The sequence below is a fragment of the Polaribacter tangerinus genome (genome assembly GCF_038024095.1).
GTDB classification, from domain to species: domain Bacteria; phylum Bacteroidota; class Bacteroidia; order Flavobacteriales; family Flavobacteriaceae; genus Polaribacter; species Polaribacter tangerinus.
Genome location: NZ_CP150668.1, coordinates 2,594,419 through 2,609,476 on the forward strand (window position 1 = coordinate 2,594,419; position 15,058 = coordinate 2,609,476).

Below are 15,058 nucleotides of genomic sequence, written 5' to 3' on the forward strand. Positions count from 1 at the left end.
TGATTCCCTTAAAAAAAGGCTCAGATTCCCTCAGAATATCGTAAATTTGAATAAATTTAAATAAATAGTAAAATGGCAAATAATCAAATGGATTTAAAGTTTCCAAAAGGAGGCGTTTTTTTTGTAGTATTAGCAGTAGTGCTTTTAATATTGTTTTCGAAATCAACAGTAACTATTGGACCAGGTGAAGGTGGAGTTATTTTTGAAACTTTAGGAGATGGTATAAATACCGAGAAGACCTATGGAGAAGGTTTTCAAATAGTAGCTCCTTGGAATAGAATGATTGTAAGAAAAGTGCGTCAGCAGTCAATTTCAGATGAAATGAATGTACTTTCTGTGAATGGTTTAGAAGTAAAGGTAAACGGAACAATATGGTATGAGCCAGAATTTGCTAATTTAGGTAAATTGATAAAAACAAAAGGAGAGGATTATGAACGTGAACTACTAGATCCTGCAATTAATGCTGCAGCAAGAAGTGTAGTAGGTAGGTATACTCCAGAGCAATTATACTCTAGTAAACGAGATGTAATTGAGCAAGAAATTTTAGACGAGGTTCAGTTGGTTTTAAAAGATCAATTTTTATCTGTAAAAAGAGTATTGGTAGAAGATGTAAAACTGCCAAGTACAATTAGAATTGCAATTGAAACGAAGTTAAAACAAGAGCAAGAATCTTTAGAATACGAGTTCCGATTAGCGAAGGCTAAGAAAGAAGCAGAGAGACAAAAAATTGATGCAGAAGGTAAAGCAGTAGCAAACAAAATTTTAAGTGCTTCGTTAACAGATAAAATTTTACAAGAAAAAGGAATTGATGCAACTTTAGAGTTGTCGAAATCTCCTAACAGTAAAGTAATTGTTATCGGTTCTGGAAAAGACGGTTTACCTATTATACTAGGAAATCAATAAAAAATAATCTTATTAATAGTTTTAATCCAGCTTTTTAGCTGGATTTTTTTTGCATAAAAGTAAAACATATTCTTGTTAACAACACTTTAAGTGAATGTGCTAAAATTCTGTTAAACACAAAAAACAATGTAACCAAACAACAAATAATACGTCTTATGAGTGTAAATAAATTTGAATTAGTATTATGATTTTAGAAAAGAAAATGCCTAAAAGTGAAAAGAAAATTGTTTCTGTAGCATCTAAAAGAACTACTTGGAACACAAGAAGAAAATACAACTATAAATATATAACTACGGTTTTTTAAGTTGTAATTTAGTTTTTTTGATAGTTAGTTAAAGGGTTAGTAATTAAAAAAGTTCTAACCCTTTTTTGTGTTAATTTTTTACAGGTATTTTATCACGGTCTATTTTTCCGTTTTTAATTGCCTTATAGTTTTCATAACAATCTAAAACAGCTTCTATCATTTGTAAGTCAGATGCTTTTTTTATAAAGTATTCAGAATACTTACAATCCGATAATAATTCCGACAATTCTTGCCTATCCATTTCTAGGTACTCCATCATTACCTCTCTATCAAATTTTCCTGCGAGCATTTTACGAAGATTATCTTCATCTTTAAGCTTTTGAAGTTTTTTTAATTGTTTCGGTTTTTTACCAAAAAGGTTATAAAGAAAATCTACTGGTTGAAAAATTGCAGCCAATGGAGAGGAATAACTAGATTTTCTACTATTTCCTACTTCGTACGTTTGTCTGAGTCCATTAATATGAATTCTTGTAAATCTGTCTTTAGGTACCATTTTTACATCTACTTCTAAAACTCCAATTAATTTGGTAGATTTTATTACCACTTCTTTTACTTCTTGTGGCTTCTCAAACAAGGCAATTTCTAACTCATTACCTTTTAACAAGTCGTTTGTAACTTTTAGTTTTATAGAAGAAAAACCAAGGTATGAGACTAGAATAGTATCGTTAACTTTGGTTGGTAATTCAAAATATCCTTCATCATTAGTAATAGTTCCTCTTACAGAATTTAGGTTTAAAACATGAGCAGCACTTAGTTTTTTATCTGTTTCAGCGTGAATTATTTGTCCTTTTAAAACCTTTGTTTTTAAAGTATCTATTTGAGTAAATGCACTCACAGTAAATAGTAAGCACAGTATTATTAGTATTTTTTGCATGTTACAATATTAATAATAAAGTTATATAGTTTGGTTAATTATTTGTGAAAGAAAGATAAAATAGTAAAATGTGGAGGTATAAAAATGAAGATGCCTGTAATTCTGGAGCTGTATAGAAAGTACAAAGGTAAAATTAAAACTTTTTTAAAGTGCGCACGAGAAGATTCGAACTTCCACTTTCTTACGAAAACAGCCCCCTCAAGGCTGCGCGTCTACCAATTTCGCCACGTGCGCTAATTAAAAATAAAAAAAGTTAAGCAAAGAGCTTAACTTTTAGTGACCGGGCTGGGGCTCGAACCCAGGACCCTCTCCTTAAAAGGGAGATGCTCTACCAACTGAGCTACCAGGTCTTTTGTTAAATCGGTTGCAAATATACTATCAATCATTGGTTTTATTGCCATAAAATTGAATAAATTTTAGCGATATTTGTAAAAAACTATAAATAATGAAAATTATTCTTCTAGGCTATATGGCTTCAGGAAAATCTACAATTGGTAAACAACTTTCTAAAAAGCTGGATATTAATTTTTTAGACTTAGATGATTATATCTGTAAAAAAGAAAATAGTACTATAGAGCACATTTTTAAAACCAAAGGAGAAATTTATTTTAGAAAAATTGAACATCAATATTTAAAAGAAGTTTTAGCAAAGAAGGATGATTTCGTGCTTTCTTTAGGAGGTGGAACCCCTTGCTATGCAAATAATATGTCTGTTATAAAAAATGCAGATGCAACTAGTATTTATATTCAGGTTAGCGTTTCAAATTTAGTAGCACGTTTACTAAATGAAAAAGCAAAAAGACCACTAGTTGCAAGTTTAAACGATGATCTGCTTACAGAATTTGTTGCGAAGCACTTATTTGAAAGAAGATTTTATTATGAACAAGCAACAAAAACGATACAATCAGATGCTAAAAAAGTATTTGAATTGGTAGCTGAAATTGAAAAAATGTTACACTAAAAAAGCACTACTTTCAGCACCGTTAAAAGTTACTTGTACGTGTTCTTTAATAGAGGTAGATAAAGAGATTCCTTTAAAATCTGCCTTTACAGGATATTTTTTATGATTTCTATTAACAAGTACCGCTGTTTTAAATCTCTTAAGTGGAACTTCAAGAAAATGTTTAATTCCATAAATTAAGGTGGTTCCAGAGTTTAGAACATCGTCTACCAAAACCAATGGTTTATTCTTATAATCAGTAACCTCTAAACTTGTTGTAATAGGCTGTAGCGGTTTTTTCTTGTTTATATTTACCTCACATAAAACAACTTCTAAAGTAGAAATTTCCTTTAAAACAGCTGCAATTTTATTGGCTAGCACAAAACCGTTTCCAATAATACCTGCTATAATTACCACTTTTTCATTGCTATTGTTTTCATAGATTTCGTAGGCAATTCTTTTTACTTTTTGATTTATTTGTAAAGTATCTAAAATAACGTTTTTTGTAACTGTCATAATCTATTTATAAAATTTCGTCTGTATTATTATCAAAAGATTCATCTTGATAATTTTCAATATCTCTTCTATCTTTTTTTGTGGGTCTACCGATTCCTTTTTTTCGATAATAGTCTTTGGCATATTTCAAGAGCTCTGTGTTTGCAAAGGCTTCTTTTGGTGTAACATCCTTTCTGTATTGATCTACAAGTTTTGCTCCAAGTCTACTTTCAGGTAAATTTAAAACTTTTATTTGATAGTTAATTTGATTTTTTCTAATGATTATTAACTCTCCTACAAAAACCTCTTTCGAGGGTTTTACATTTTTAGCGTCTATTTTTACTTGACCTTTTTTACAAGCATTTGTTGCAATACTTCTTGTTTTAAAAAATCGAATACACCACAAATATTTGTCAACTCTCATAAAAAAATAATGTTTGTCTTTTTACAAAGGTATAAAAATGGTAAATTGCAAGCTCTAATTTTAAGTATAAATGAACAAAATAAAAAATATTTTTTTACTTCTAACAATAGGAGTAATTACCATTGTTTCTTGTGATGATAACAATCTTGGTTTTGTAAATCCTTTTGAAGGTTTTGATTATGAAGCACAAGCAGTAATAGATAATGATACTTTGGTAACATTTCTTAAAACACATTACTTTGATGCTACGCTAGATTCGGTTAAAACGTTAAGTACAGGCAAAACGTCTCTTTTTGATGAAACAAGTAAGTTAACCTCTATGAAAGTTACTCAAAATGACATAGAGCATACTTTGTACATTTACATTCAAGAGCAGGGAGTTTCGAATCCTGTAAAATCTTTTCCAACTGTTATGGACTCTGTTTATGTTAAGTATTCGGGAATTGCTCTAGACGGAACAACACTTAGAACCTCTACTTTTGATAGCAATGAAAGGGGTATTTGGTTTACTTTAAACTCTGTTATAAAAGGGTGGACGCATGGTTTTACCAAATTAAAAAGTGGTACTCTAAAGACAGCTGCTAATGGCGGGCCTTTTAATGGTCCAATCACATACTTAAATACTGGAAAAGCAATCTTGTTTATACCATCTGGTTTGGCGTACCCATCTAGTTCTCTAAATAATATTAGCAGTGCTTTGGTTAACACAAATTTAATGTTTCGTGTAGAGTTACTTGATATTGTAGAAGATACCGATCATGATAATGATGGAGTACCTTCTATTGATGAAGATGCAAACAATGATGGAGACCCAACAAACGATTTTAGCGATGTAAGCAATCCAAATTTACCAGATTATTTAAATCCCGATATCAAATAAAAAGATTTATGCACAAAAAAATGCGTTAGAATTTCTAACGCATTTTTTTTTAATGATACTATATTTATAATAATTTATAAATTAATTTTTATCGATAATACTTCCCGATCCTATAGTTGTTGATTCCACATCTGCAGGATTTCCTTTGTAAAAAATATTACCAGAGCCAATTAAGTTCGCTTCAATCTTATTATTTACAGTTACTTCTATATTACCAGAACCCGCAATATTTCCTTTCGCTTTATTGGTTACTAATTGGTACGCTTTAATATTTCCAGATCCCGCTACAGAGGCAGTTATTTTATTCGTTTTTCCTTTTAAATATATGTTACCAGAGCCCCCAATATTTGCTTTAACTGCATCGGTATTAATTGATAATCTAATAGAACCAGAACCCCCAATATTTACATTAAAAGTATCTGATGTAAAATTATCTTTACTTGTAACACTCCCAGATCCTGCCAAAAATACACTATCAATTTCTAAGTAAGTTACAGTAATTGTAATTTGTTTACTATTACTAATGTTGATGTTTTTTTTAAAATTTATTTTTAAAATATCATTATCAATTTCTGTTTCAATAAGTTTTATAATATTTTCCTCTCCCTTTATTACAACTTTTTCTGTGGTTCCTTTTTCTAGAATAACATTAAAAGAGCCTCCAGACATAATACCTTTAAAATTACTTACGTTTTTAGAGATACTTGTAATGTTTCCGTTACCTTTTATTTTTTTAGCACCACCAAACCAATTTTGGGCACTAATAGTAAAGCTTAGTAAAAGGATACTAGTTGTTAAAATTATTTTTTTATGCATCGTATTTTGTTGTTAGAATTAATAATATAGCCGTTTTTATTCATTTTTTGAATAAGTTACCTATATCAAAGACGTAGTATTTATATAATTGTTACATTGTTTTAATAAAAAAGAACTATTTTTAATTTTATTGATTCAACTGCCAAACAATTGCCCTACATTTCACTTTAATTTGGCATAACAATTGTAATTTATTCTAATGATATTGGTATTGTGTGATTTTAAATACTGATAATCAACAATTTAATAATGATAAATTTGGTGTTGATTTTTTGAAAATCGAAAATCAATGTCAGTATGACAGAAATATAACAGATGAGCAAATCAAAAATAATACATTTAGACAATTTGTCGCTTAGCAATATGTTAAATGAAGATTCTGAATTGATTCCTTTAATGACACCAGAAGATGAAGAAATTATCAATAAAGAAAGTGTTCCAGAAATTTTACCAATTTTACCTTTAAGAAATACCGTTTTATTTCCGGGTGTTGTTATTCCTATTACTGCTGGTAGAGACAAGTCGATACAATTAATTAAAGATGCTAATAAAGGAGACAAGGTAATTGGCGTAGTAGCTCAAAAGAACGAAGATGTAGAAGAACCAAGCTTAAAAGATATTCACAAAACAGGTGTTGTGGCACAGATACTTCGTGTTTTAAAAATGCCCGATGGTAATACAACGGTTATTATTCAAGGAAAAAAACGCTTTGAAATAGACACTATCATTCAAAATAAGCCATACTTAAAAGCTACCGTAAAAGAATCTTTAGACGATAGAGCAGTAGAAGACGAGAAAGAGTTTGAGGCTATTATTGCTTCTATTAAAGAACAAGCTTTAGAGGTAATTAAAGAAAACCCAATGTTACCTTCAGAGGCATCTTTTGCTATAAAAAATATTAAGTCAGATGCTTTTTTGGTGAATTTTATTTCATCAAACATGGATTTATCAGTTGCTCAAAAGCAGGTGATTCTTGAAAAAGACAATCTAAAAGAACGGGCACTTTTAGCCTTAAAAAACTTAAATAAAGAGCTTCAAAAGTTAAAACTTCGAAATGATATTCAATCCAAAACAAGAGAAGATTTAGATCAACAACAAAGAGAGTATTACTTACATCAGCAGCTTAAAACTATTCAAGAAGAGCTGGGCGGTGTTTCTAATGACCAAGAGTTAGAGGAAATGCGAGCAAAAGGTAAAACAAAAAAGTGGTCTAAAGAAGTTGCTACTACTTTCGAAAAGGAACTAAATAGGCTAAAGCGTATGAATCCTCAGATGGCAGAATATGGGGTTCAAAGAAATTATTTAGAACTACTTTTAGAGCTTCCATGGGGAGTATTCACTAAAGATAAGTTCGATTTAAAAAGAGCTACTAAAATTTTAGATAGAGACCATTTTGGTTTAGAGAAAGTTAAAGAGAGAATTATAGAACATTTGGCTGTTTTAAAGTTGAGAAACGATATGAAATCGCCAATAATTTGTTTGTATGGTCCTCCGGGTGTTGGTAAAACTTCATTAGGAAAATCTGTTGCAGAGGCTTTAGGAAGAAAATATGTAAGAATGTCTTTAGGCGGTTTAAGAGATGAAGCGGAAATTAGAGGACACCGAAAAACATACATAGGAGCTATGCCAGGAAGATTAATTCAGAATTTAAAAAAAGCAGAAAGTTCAAATCCTGTTTTTGTTTTGGATGAGATTGATAAGTTAGGTCAAAGTCATCAGGGAGATCCTTCTTCGGCAATGTTAGAAGTATTAGATCCAGAACAAAACGAGGCATTTTATGATAATTATTTGGAAGTAGGTTATGACTTATCTAAAATTCTTTTTATTGCAACCGCCAATAATTTAGGGCAAATTCCTTGGGCGCTAAGAGATAGAATGGAAATTATTAATGTTACAGGTTATACTATTGAAGAAAAAGTAGAAATAGCAAAAAGACATTTGCTACCAAAACAGTTAAAAGAACACGGTTTATCTAGTAATGATTTAAAATTGGGTAAGCCTCAAATTACACAAATAGTAGAAGGTTACACAAGAGAGTCTGGTGTGAGAGGTTTGGAGAAGCAAGTTGCAAAAGTAGTTCGATTTGCAGCAAAGTCGATTGCAATGGAAGAAGAATATGACATTGCCTTGTCTAAAGAAAAAATTGAAGAAATTTTAGGAACTCCTAGAAATAGAGATAAATTCGAAAATAATGATGTTGCTGGTGTAGTTACTGGATTGGCTTGGACACAAGTCGGAGGAGATATTTTGTTTATAGAATCGATATTATCTAAAGGAAAAGGTACACTTTCGATAACTGGTAATTTAGGAACTGTAATGAAAGAATCTGCAACAATTGCTTTGCAATATATAAAGTCTCATGCAGAAGAATTCGGAATTAAACCTACTGTTTTAGAAAAATACAATGTTCATATTCACGTACCCGAAGGAGCTACTCCAAAAGATGGTCCTAGTGCAGGTATTACCATGTTAACTTCTTTAGTTTCTTCTTTTACACAGCGAAAAGTTAAAAATAAATTAGCTATGACAGGTGAAATTACGTTACGTGGTAAAGTGTTACCTGTGGGCGGTATTAAAGAGAAAATTCTTGCGGCAAAAAGAGCAAATATTAAAGAAATTATTTTGTGTGAAGACAATAGGAAAGATATTTTAGAAATAAAAGAGTCTTATTTAAAAGGGTTAACTTTTCATTACGTGTCTGATATGAAACAAGTAATTGAATTGGCTTTGACCAAACAAAAAGTACAAAATGCTAAGAAGTTCTAAGTGTAATTTATTTATAAAAAAAGCCTTCATCGAAGGCTTTTTTTTATGAATTATTTAAAATATTTTTTTGAGTTTTCCCAATACACATCCATTTCTTCTAAAGACATTTCAGCAATATTTTTACCAGATTTTTGAGCCTCTTTTTCTAGAAACCGAAAGCGATTGATAAATTTTTTGTTAGTCTTTTCTAAGGCATTTTCTGGATTTACACCAATAAAACGAGCATAATTTATCATTGAAAAAAGAACATCACCAAATTCTTTTTCTATATTTTCTTTATTATTGGCTATTATTTCGTCGTTCAATTCGCTTAATTCTTCTTGTACTTTTTCCCAAACTTGTTCTGGTTTTTCCCAGTCAAAACCGACACCTGCAACTTTTTCTTGAATTCTACATGCTTTTACTACTGCTGGTAAACTTTTTGGGACACCCTCTAACACAGAACTTTTGCCTTCTTTAAGTTTCAGCTGTTCCCAATTCTTTTTTACCTCCTCTTCATTTTTAACTTTAACATCTCCATAAATATGTGGATGTCTAGCAATTAATTTATCTGAAATTGCGTTGGCTACATCTGCAATATCAAACGCTTTTTTTTCGCTACCAATTTTGGCATAAAAAACCAAGTGCAAAAGTACATCACCTAATTCTTTTTTTACTTCTTCTAGGTCATTGTCTAAAATAGCATCTGCCAATTCATACACTTCCTCTATAGTTAAGTGTCTTAAACTTTCTAAGGTTTGTTTTTTATCCCAAGGGCATTTTTCCCTAAGGTCATCCATAATATCTAACAGACGATTGAAAGCTTTTAATTGATTTTCTCTATTATTCAAAATGATATTTAGTGAAATGATATTTTTAAAATCAGATTATAAATCCTACTGATATTAAGAAATTTTTAAAAAAATATTTAGATTTCCCTTTGGCTTACAATAAGAATATTTTTATGCTTTTTCTTCAGTGTTTTCTTCAACAGATGTTTCTATTTTAGAAAAATCCATCCCTGAACTTACCAGGATATTAAACCACTGAATTACTTTTTTTATGTTTGAAGAATACACTCTTTCTGCATCATATTCAGGAAGAACATCAGCAAAAAAATCGGTTAACTTTTTAGCACTTTCCTTGTGAGAAATTGCTTCTTTTCCTCCTGTCTTCTCAAACATTGCTTTAAAAACTTCTAGTAAAGGCTTGTCTTCTTCAAAAGTATAAATAGCAATGTTTTCTAGTAAGCTTACATTTTGCGTAGCATTAATAGCAATTCTTTTCTTGTCTGACAATGCCGACACAATTATTGCATTTTTAGATTGAGATACTACTTCAAATAAACCAGGCTTTCCTGTAACCGATATAATTTTATTAAATTCCATAATGTATATTTTTTGTCTTTAGACTATTTTCCTTTTTTTATGTTTGGAAATCGCATTCTGTAATCTGCTCTAATTTTTCCTTTAGAAATATTTTCTAATTTCTTTTTTATCAATCTTTTTTTAAGAGAAGAAAGTTTATCGGTAAATAAAATACCTTCAATGTGGTCATATTCATGCTGAAAAACTCTTGCTGCTAACCCATCTAATTCTTGGGTATGCTTTTTAAATTCTTCATCAAAATATTCTATGGTAATTTTAGGTTTTCTAAAAACATCTTCTCTTACATCTGGTATGCTTAAACATCCTTCATTAAAAACCCATTCTTCTCCTTCTTCGTTAATTATTTTTGGGTTTATAAAAACGTTTTTAAAGTTTTTTAGAGCTTTCCTATCTTTTTCAGATAAATCTTCGTCTTCTGCAAAAGGAGAAGCGTCTATTACAAACAGTCGAATTGCTTTTCCAATTTGAGGAGCTGCCAAGCCAACACCCGATGCGTTGTACATGGTTTCTTGCATGTTGGTTATTAGGGATTTTAAATCTGGATAGCTTGGTGTTATATCTGATGCAATTTTTCTTAAAACAGGATCTCCGTAGGCAACTATTGGTAAAATCATTTTTTATATTTTAAAAACGTTTGCAAAAATACAATTTACAATCACGAATTACGAATTTTTGCTAATCAAAATTTACTTATTATAAAGGTAAGATTGTAAAATAATGGTGGCACTAATTTCATCAACCATCGCTTTATTTCTTCGTTGTTTTTTGTTCATGCCACTATCTATCATTGTTTGAAAAGCCATTTTAGAGGTAAAACGTTCATCGACTCTAGTTACAGGTATTTTAGGAAATGATTTTGTTAATTTCTCTAAAAAAGGAATAATTAGTGATTCGCTTTCGCTGTCGGAGTTGTCCATCTGTTTAGGCTTTCCCACCAAAAATAGAGAAACTTTTTCTTTCGATGTATAGTTTTTAAGAAAAGCTATAAGTTCTGGGGTTGCAACGGTAGTTAAACCAGAAGCAATAATTTGTAATTCGTCGGTAACGGCTATTCCCGTTCTTTTTTTCCCGAAATCTATTGCTAAAATTCTAGCCATTTATAATAGTTTTTGCAAAAATACGTTTTTTAAACAAAGCAGAAATATCTGTTTAAAAAATGTATCTTCGCTTTCAGTTTTTAAGGATAGAATTATATTTGTAGAAATTATAATATTACAATGAAAGAAATTAGAGAAATTATAGAATCAGCTTGGGAAAATAGAGATTTGTTAACAGAGCAAAAAACAATTGACACCATTAGAAAAGTAGTTGATTTATTAGATAAAGGGACTTTAAGAGTAGCAGAGCCTATTGCAAATGGTTGGCAGGTAAATGAATGGGTAAAAAAGGCGGTGGTTTTATATTTCCCAATTCAAAAAATGGAAACATTAGAAGCTGGTATTTTTGAATATCATGATAAAATTCCTCTAAAAAGAAATTTTGCAGAAAGAGGTATACGAGTTGTTCCGAATGCTGTTGCAAGGCATGGAGCATATATTTCGGAAGGCACAATTTTAATGCCAAGTTATGTAAATATTGGTGCTTATGTTGATGAAGGTACTATGGTAGATACATGGGCTACTGTTGGTTCTTGTGCACAAATAGGAAAAAATGTTCACCTTTCTGGGGGTGTTGGTATTGGAGGGGTTTTAGAGCCATTACAAGCTGCTCCGGTGATTATCGAAGACGGAGCGTTTATAGGTTCTAGATGTATAGTAGTAGAAGGCGTTCGAGTAGAAAAAGAGGCAGTTTTAGGAGCAAACGTAGTATTAACTATGAGTACTAAAATTATTGATGTTACAGGTAATGCACCTGTAGAAATGAAAGGAGTGGTACCAGCTCGTTCTGTGGTTATACCTGGAAGTTATACCAAAAAATTTGCTGCTGGAGAATACAATGTACCTTGTGCGTTAATTATTGGAAAAAGAAAAGAAAGTACCAACAAAAAAACTTCTTTAAACGATGCTTTACGTGAGTATGACGTAGCTGTTTAAAGAATAACTTTTATGACAAAAATATCGGCAATAATACCTACTTTAAATGAAGAAATTCATATTGCAGATGCTATCAAATCTGTTGGTTTTGCTGATGAAATTATTGTTATAGATTCTTTTAGTACAGATAAAACACTAGAAATCGCAAAAAAGTATAATGTAAAAATCATCAAACGAAAGTTTGATGATTTTTCTTCTCAAAAAAACTTTGCAATTTCTCAAGCTAATTATCCTTGGATTTATCTTTTGGATGCAGATGAAAGGGTAACTACAGAAGTAGAAAAAGAAATTTTGGAAGCCGTTAAAAGTCCGAATGATTTTGTTGGCTTTTATGTACGTAGAACTTTTTATTTTTGTGGTAAAAAAGTGAATTACTCTGGTTTTCAGAGGGATAAAGTAGTTCGTTTGTTTTTAAAAGAACATTGTAAGTATGTTGGTGTAGTTCATGAAACAATAAAAACAAGTGGCTATTTAGGTTTTTTCAAAAGCAAAATAGAACATTATTCATATAGAAACTACGATCATTATATTTCAAAATTAAATCATTATGCTTCTATAAGAGCAAAAGAACTTCATGGTAAAGGTAAAAAAGTAAATGCGTATCATGTACTTATAAAGCCACCAGCTCGTTTTGTAATACATTACTTCATCCGGTTGGGTTTTTTAGATGGTTTTACAGGTTTTTTAGTAGCAAAGACACAAGCTTATGGTGTGTTAACAAGGTATATAAAACTGTGGTTGCTTAATAAAAAATATAGCAAAAATGCAGAATAATAAAGAGATAGTTGTTGATGCTGTTATAACTTGGGTAGATGGTAACGACCCATCACATCGGCAAAAAATGGAAAAATTTATAGTAAATAAGAATACTATAGATAATAAAGCAGTAAGAATGCGTTATGATCAGGTTAATGAAATTGAATTTTCTGTGAGGTCTATTTTAAAGTATGCAACATTTGTAAGAAATATTTTTATAGTTACCGATAATCAAACTCCAGATTTTTTAAAAGATAAGGAGTACGCAAAAAAAGTTTTTCCGAATGTAATTATTGTAGATCATAAAGTTATTTTTGAGGGATATCATCAGTATTTACCAACATTTAACTCTTTGTCAATAGAATCTCTATTATATAAAATTCCAAACCTTTCTGAACATTTTTTATATTTAAATGACGATTTCTTTTTTTGTAATCCAGTAAAAGTATCCGATTTTTTTATAGATGATAAACCTGTTATTCGTGGCTTTTGGACTCCATTTTATCAAGATATATGGTACAAAAAATTACAAAAAGTATTCTATAGAATTTTAGGAAAAAAAGGTAAAGAAAATGTGTATGGCTTTAAAAAGGGACAACAGAATATTGCTAAAATTTTAGAGTTTGATAAATATGTTAGAATAGATCATACAATTGCGGCTTTGAGAAAATCAACTTATGTAAATTTTTATAAAGAATTTCCCGAGCTATTAGACATCAACATAAAACATCGTTTTAGGCATTATGAGCAATATGTAAGCCATTCTCTTGCGGATCATTTAGAGATAAAAAACAATTCTTATTTTTTAAAAAACGATTTTCAACTATTATACTTTCAAAATTACAAAAAACCACTTTTTTGGTTGAAATATAAATTGAGAAAAGCTGAAAACAATCCTAATAAATTGTTTTTGTGTATGCAAAGCTTAGATCAATGTCCGCCCCAAAAGTTATCCTACATTAAATCTTGGCTTCAAAATAAATATAACTAAATAATTATTGTTCACTTTTTGTATGCTATATTTTAATAGTAAATTTGCAAACGAAAAAAAATACTCAATCTTGAGTTTTTGTCAGAAATACAATGAATTACAAAGAAGCAATATCCTCAGAAATATTTACAGTCATTTCAAATGCATCAAAATTATTAGCTATTGATAGTTACGTAATTGGCGGGTATGTAAGAGACTTTTTTTTAAAAAGAGGTGTTGCAAAAGATATCGATGTTGTGGCGGTTGGAAGCGGAATTGAGTTAGCTCAAAAAGTATCCGACTTGTTACCAAACAAACCAAAAGTACAGATTTTTAAAACTTACGGAACCGCAATGTTGCGTTACAAAGACATAGAAATTGAGTTTGTTGGTGCCAGAAAAGAATCGTACTCCGAAGAAAGCAGAAATCCGGAAGTTATTGAAGGAACTTTACAAGACGATCAGAATAGGAGAGATTTTACCATTAATGCATTGGCTTTAAGTTTAAATGAGCATAATTTTGGCGAGTTGTTAGACCCGTTTAATGGAATTGAAGATTTAAAAAATAAAATTATAAGAACACCTTTAAATCCTGATATCACTTATTCTGATGATCCTTTAAGAATGATGCGTGCCATTCGATTTGCCACACAATTAAATTTTCAGATTGAAACGAACTCATTAGAGGCCATTGCTAAAAGTGCGCATCGTTTAAAAATAATTACTAAAGAACGTATTGTAGATGAACTTCATAAAATTTTAGCTTCATCAAAACCATCTATCGGTTTTTTATTATTAGAAAAAACAAACTTATTGCCTTTAATTTTACCTGAATTAATTGCGCTTAAAGGAGTGGAAGAGGTAGAAGGACAGAAGCATAAAGACAATTTTTATCATACCTTAGAGGTGGTAGATAATATTGCAAAAAATACAGAAGATGTTTGGTTGCGTTGGGCTGCTTTATTACATGATATAGGTAAAGCGCCAACTAAAAAGTTTAGTAAAAAAGTGGGGTGGACTTTTCATGCGCATGAATTTGTTGGTTCTAAAATGGTTTTTAAGTTATTTAAAAGGTTAAAAATGCCTTTAAATAATAAGATGAAGTTTGTGCAAAAAATGGTTATGTTAAGTTCTAGGCCTATTGTTTTAGCTAGTGAAGTAACCGATTCTGCAGTAAGACGTTTGGTATTTGATGCTGGTGAAGATATTGATTCTTTAATGACGCTTTGTGAGGCAGATATTACCACAAAAAATCCAAGAAAATTTAAAAAGTATCATCAAAATTTTAATCTAGTAAGATCAAAAATTAAAGAGGTAGAAGAGAGAGATAAAATTCGTAATTTTCAACCACCAGTTACTGGAGAAGAAATTATGGAAGCTTTTAGCTTACAACCTTGCAGAGAAATTGGTCAGATTAAAGAAGCTATTAAAGAGGCTATTTTAGAGGGAGTAATACCAAATGAACATGAAGCTTCTTATAAATTTATGATAGAAAAAGGAAAGGCCTTAGGCTTGTAATTTGCTTGTTACA

General features: G+C 30.4%; 16 protein-coding genes and 2 tRNA genes. 8 read left to right on the forward strand and 10 right to left on the reverse strand.

What is annotated here, in order from left to right:
- Positions 1 to 72: 72 nt before the first annotated feature.
- On the forward strand, positions 73 to 903 hold the full coding sequence (locus tag WHD54_RS11355) for a prohibitin family protein (RefSeq protein ID WP_088324805.1): 831 nt from the start codon (positions 73 to 75) through the stop codon (positions 901 to 903).
- A 374-nt stretch (positions 904 to 1,277) separates the two neighbouring features.
- Here the strand turns inward: WHD54_RS11355 and WHD54_RS11360 are convergent, their stop codons facing one another.
- The 3 genes from WHD54_RS11360 to WHD54_RS11370 form a co-directional block, all read right to left on the reverse strand.
- The gene (locus tag WHD54_RS11360; RefSeq protein ID WP_088324804.1) at positions 1,278 to 2,081 is read right to left on the reverse strand and encodes a carboxypeptidase-like regulatory domain-containing protein; all 804 of its coding nucleotides are present in this window, start codon (positions 2,079 to 2,081) and stop codon (positions 1,278 to 1,280) included.
- 150 nt (positions 2,082 to 2,231) lie between these two features.
- A tRNA-Leu gene (locus tag WHD54_RS11365) sits at positions 2,232 to 2,315 on the reverse strand.
- A gap of 43 nt (positions 2,316 to 2,358) precedes the next feature.
- A tRNA-Lys gene (locus WHD54_RS11370) sits at positions 2,359 to 2,431 on the reverse strand.
- A 95-nt stretch (positions 2,432 to 2,526) separates the two neighbouring features.
- Between WHD54_RS11370 and WHD54_RS11375 the strand changes: the two genes are divergently transcribed.
- Positions 2,527 to 3,042, forward strand: coding sequence for a shikimate kinase (locus WHD54_RS11375; RefSeq protein ID WP_088324803.1), 516 nt, complete (start codon positions 2,527 to 2,529; stop codon positions 3,040 to 3,042).
- Here the strand turns inward: WHD54_RS11375 and WHD54_RS11380 are convergent.
- Both WHD54_RS11380 and WHD54_RS11385 read right to left on the reverse strand, forming a co-directional pair.
- Complete coding sequence (locus WHD54_RS11380) at positions 3,034 to 3,537, reverse strand: phosphoribosyltransferase domain-containing protein (protein ID WP_088324802.1); 504 nt, start codon at positions 3,535 to 3,537, stop codon at positions 3,034 to 3,036. The two genes, WHD54_RS11375 and WHD54_RS11380, sit on opposite strands and share 9 nt — an antisense overlap.
- 7 nt (positions 3,538 to 3,544) lie before the next feature.
- Positions 3,545 to 3,940 carry an RNA-binding S4 domain-containing protein gene (locus WHD54_RS11385; protein ID WP_088324801.1) on the reverse strand — a complete coding sequence of 132 codons (396 nt, stop codon included), beginning with the start codon at positions 3,938 to 3,940 and terminating at the stop codon, positions 3,545 to 3,547.
- A 70-nt stretch (positions 3,941 to 4,010) separates the two neighbouring features.
- Here WHD54_RS11385 and WHD54_RS11390 point away from each other — a divergent pair, with 70 nt between their 5' ends.
- On the forward strand, positions 4,011 to 4,820 hold the full coding sequence (locus tag WHD54_RS11390) for an FKBP-type peptidyl-prolyl cis-trans isomerase (protein WP_088324800.1): 810 nt from the start codon (positions 4,011 to 4,013) through the stop codon (positions 4,818 to 4,820).
- 81 nt (positions 4,821 to 4,901) lie between these two features.
- On the opposite strand, the gene WHD54_RS11395 is transcribed toward WHD54_RS11390, so the two are convergent.
- A complete protein-coding gene (locus tag WHD54_RS11395) occupies positions 4,902 to 5,636 on the reverse strand; it encodes a head GIN domain-containing protein (protein ID WP_088324799.1) in 735 nt (244 codons plus the stop codon).
- Positions 5,637 to 5,951: 315 nt separating this feature from the next.
- Between WHD54_RS11395 and lon the strand changes: the two genes are divergently transcribed.
- A complete protein-coding gene (gene lon, locus WHD54_RS11400; RefSeq protein ID WP_088324798.1) occupies positions 5,952 to 8,402 on the forward strand; it encodes an endopeptidase La in 2,451 nt (816 codons plus the stop codon).
- A 50-nt stretch (positions 8,403 to 8,452) separates the two neighbouring features.
- Here lon and mazG read toward each other — a convergent pair whose 3' ends face one another.
- From mazG to ruvX, 4 genes are all read right to left on the reverse strand, one after another.
- Entirely contained in the window at positions 8,453 to 9,232 is a 780-nt protein-coding gene (gene mazG, locus WHD54_RS11405) for a nucleoside triphosphate pyrophosphohydrolase (RefSeq protein ID WP_088324797.1), read from the reverse strand.
- A 111-nt stretch (positions 9,233 to 9,343) separates the two neighbouring features.
- Complete coding sequence (locus tag WHD54_RS11410; RefSeq protein ID WP_088324796.1) at positions 9,344 to 9,769, reverse strand: DUF5606 domain-containing protein; 426 nt, start codon at positions 9,767 to 9,769, stop codon at positions 9,344 to 9,346.
- Between the two features lie 23 nt (positions 9,770 to 9,792).
- Positions 9,793 to 10,383, reverse strand: a complete 591-nt coding sequence (def, locus tag WHD54_RS11415) for a peptide deformylase (protein WP_088324795.1) — start codon at positions 10,381 to 10,383, stop codon at positions 9,793 to 9,795.
- 72 nt (positions 10,384 to 10,455) lie between these two features.
- Positions 10,456 to 10,866, reverse strand: a complete 411-nt coding sequence (gene ruvX, locus WHD54_RS11420) for a Holliday junction resolvase RuvX (RefSeq protein ID WP_088324794.1) — start codon at positions 10,864 to 10,866, stop codon at positions 10,456 to 10,458.
- A 120-nt stretch (positions 10,867 to 10,986) separates the two neighbouring features.
- On the opposite strand from ruvX, the gene WHD54_RS11425 reads away from it, so the two are divergent.
- The 4 genes from WHD54_RS11425 to WHD54_RS11440 all read left to right on the forward strand — a co-directional run bounded on the left by WHD54_RS11425 (position 10,987) and on the right by WHD54_RS11440 (position 15,045).
- On the forward strand, positions 10,987 to 11,802 hold the full coding sequence (locus WHD54_RS11425) for a 2,3,4,5-tetrahydropyridine-2,6-dicarboxylate N-succinyltransferase (protein ID WP_088324793.1): 816 nt from the start codon (positions 10,987 to 10,989) through the stop codon (positions 11,800 to 11,802).
- A 12-nt stretch (positions 11,803 to 11,814) separates the two neighbouring features.
- The gene (locus tag WHD54_RS11430) at positions 11,815 to 12,576 is read left to right on the forward strand and encodes a glycosyltransferase family 2 protein (protein ID WP_088324792.1); all 762 of its coding nucleotides are present in this window, start codon (positions 11,815 to 11,817) and stop codon (positions 12,574 to 12,576) included.
- Positions 12,566 to 13,549 carry a stealth family protein gene (locus WHD54_RS11435; RefSeq protein WP_088324791.1) on the forward strand — a complete coding sequence of 328 codons (984 nt, stop codon included), beginning with the start codon at positions 12,566 to 12,568 and terminating at the stop codon, positions 13,547 to 13,549. Before WHD54_RS11430 ends, WHD54_RS11435 begins: the two co-directional genes overlap by 11 nt.
- A 92-nt stretch (positions 13,550 to 13,641) precedes the next feature.
- Positions 13,642 to 15,045 (forward strand): CCA tRNA nucleotidyltransferase, encoded by a 1,404-nt coding sequence (locus WHD54_RS11440; protein ID WP_088324790.1) that lies wholly within the window; start codon positions 13,642 to 13,644, stop codon positions 15,043 to 15,045.
- Positions 15,046 to 15,058: the final 13 nt, after the last annotated feature.